At 52.5% G+C, this 2,713-nt stretch carries 1 rRNA gene; it reads right to left on the bottom strand.

Annotation, left to right across the window (positions count from 1 at the left end):
* Positions 1–89: 89 nt before the first annotated feature.
* Positions 90–2,713: ribosomal RNA gene (locus tag ABH15_RS13505) — 23S ribosomal RNA — on the bottom strand; the annotation flags it as partial.

The following is a 2,713-nucleotide window of genomic DNA, read 5'->3' as shown; positions in this document are numbered from 1 at the left end:
AAGCCGTGTGTATAGGTTAGTGCGTTCATCGGGTATAAACCCTATGTTTGCTGAACCGTTTGGTGTGCACTCTAGATTTCGTCTGAGTTCGGCGGACGGCATTGGACGTTAGTACCTGCGGACTGAACACGTCGTTACCTTCGTGCGTACATCCCAGGCCTATCAAGCGGATCTTTTATCCATGTCCTCAACGGAGTCTCTTTTCAGGTCAGGTTTCAAGCTTAGATGCTTTCAGCTTTTACCCCTTATCGCGTAGCTGCTCGGCATTGCCCTGTCGGACAACCGATCGACCAGAGGCGACGACGGAAAGTTCCTCTCGTACTATTTCCATCTTACCCTCAGACTCCCGACACCCCAAATAGATAGTAACCGACCTGTCTCACGACGGTCTAAACCCAGCTCACGATCCCCTTTAATAGGCGAACAACCTCACCCTTGGCCGCTGCTGCACGGCCAGGATGGAAAGAACCGACATCGAGGTAGCAAGCCGCCGGGTCGATATGTGCTCTTGCCGGCGACGACTCTGTTATCCCCGGGGTAGCTTTTCTGTCGTCAATAGCCCTCACCAAAAAGGCATATTGGTTCGTTAGACCCGAGTTTCCTCTCGCGATCACTTGCTGTGCGTGATCGCGTCAAGCCAACTTTTGCTCTTGACACTCTTCTGTGAGTTTCTGACTCACATGAGTTGACCTTAGGGCACCCTTGATATTTTTTCGAGGGTGTGGCGCCCCACCCAAACTGCCTACCTATCGTTGTCCTCGTAAGAGTGAGTGTTACAGTAAACCTAGGATGGTGTCTCAACGATGACTCCCCGCCCCCCAGGAGGGACGGATCGACGTCTCCCATCTACTCTGCGCAAGGAATACCGTAACACAGCAACAGGCTGCAGTAAAGCTCCACGGGGTCTTCACTTCCCATTTGGGGTCACTAGTCTCTGCACTAGTATAAAATGTTCAACGGTCTCGTGTTAGGGACAGTAGGACTCTCGTTAATCCATTCATGCAAGTCGCCAATTAAGCGACAAGGTACTACGCTACCTTAAGAGGGTCATAGTTACCCCCGCCGTTTACGAGTCCTTCGTCCGGTTGAACCCGGTGTTCAGATACTCGCACTGGGCAGGAATCAGTGACTATACTAGTCGTTTCCGAGTTGCAGTCACCTATGTTGTTATTAGACAGTCAGAGTCCCCTGGTCACTGCGACCTGCCTGATCTCCAGGCAGGCACCCCTTCTCCCAAAGTTACGGGGCCATTTTGCCGAGTTCCCTTAACACGATTAAACCGACACGCCTTAGCCTCTTCAGCTAGGGGCACCTGTGTCAGATCTTGGTACGGACATTCATCTCCCTTTTCACGGACTCCAGGAATTTACTGAATTGCTCCATCACGCTTTCACCCGCTTCTCACCATTGCGGTACTCCACGGGCTTGGACGCTTAGACGGGGCGACGACCCCGCTCAGCATATCCCGAAGTGTCAGGGTTCCGAAGAACTACAGACGAATGGTACAGGAATATTAACCTGTTTCCCTGTTGATGCACTCGAGTTACGGTGCACCTTAGGACCGACTAACCCTCGGCTGACGAACATTGCCGAGGAAACCTAGCCCCTGCGGCGGTTGGGATTCTCACCCAACTATGCTTCTACTGATGCCAGAATTCTCAATTCTACCCGGTCCACTGGAACTTACGCCCCAGCTTCTACCCAAGCAGAACGCCTCTCTACGCCATCACCTTGCGGTGGGCCGTGGTCTCTGTAGTAGGCTTTAGCCCCGTCCATTTTCAGTGCCCCAAACCTCGACTGGTAAGCTGTTACGCACTTTTTAAAGGATAGCTGCTTCTAAGCTCACCTTCCAGTTGTCTTTGGCCTGGGACGCCTTTCAGTGTTGACACTTAGCCTACATTGAGGGACATTAACCACGGTCTGGGTTGTCTCCCTTACGGACTACAAGCTTACCCCGTAGCCCGGACTACCAGCCATCTACGACGTCGGGGAATTTGGAGTTTGACAGGAGGGTGAGGGATTTCTCCCCCAACTCCCCCAATCAGTGCTCTACCTCACCGACTATCTCCGGCCAGGTCATGCTGCGGCATGTTTCGAGAGGAACCAGCTGATGCCCAGCTCGATTAATCTTTCACTCCTATACGCAGGTCACGCGAATGATTTGCATATCAAAACCGCTTGCGGTCCTCCACGCAGCTTTCGCCACGCTTCAACCTGCCCACGCATAGATCGCTAGGCTTCGGGTCTTATCCTACAGACTCCACGCACTTTTAATACGTCGTCCCACGCCCGGAGGCTACGGACTTGTTGGTTTCCCTTCGGCTCCCTTTTTGAGTTAACCTTCGCCTATAGAATAAACTCTCTGGCCCGTTCTTCAAAACGTACGTTATGACGCTGGCAACTTCGCCCGTACTACCGCCTCGCGACGGGTTCCTTCACGAAGAAGATCCTTGCACGCCATAACCCACTATCACCGGTCAATTTCAGGCACTTTTAACCACCTTTCCAGGGTTACTTTTCAGCCTTCGCTCACGCTACTACTACGCTATCGGTTTCGAGGTGTATTTAGTTTTAGAGGTTGATGACCCCTAGATTCCCGCGAGAATACCAACCCACGGTACTCAAGACACTGCCAGAACACCGCCGCATACACGTACGGGACTATCACCCTCTGTGGTGCAACGTTCCAGAGAACTTCCGTTTCGCATTGGTG

Source organism: Methanoculleus taiwanensis, from assembly GCF_004102725.1.
In the GTDB taxonomy this organism is placed as follows: domain Archaea; phylum Halobacteriota; class Methanomicrobia; order Methanomicrobiales; family Methanoculleaceae; genus Methanoculleus_A; species Methanoculleus_A taiwanensis.
The sequence above is the reverse complement of the archived record's forward strand: the minus strand, read 5'-3'. Positions and strand labels throughout refer to the sequence as shown.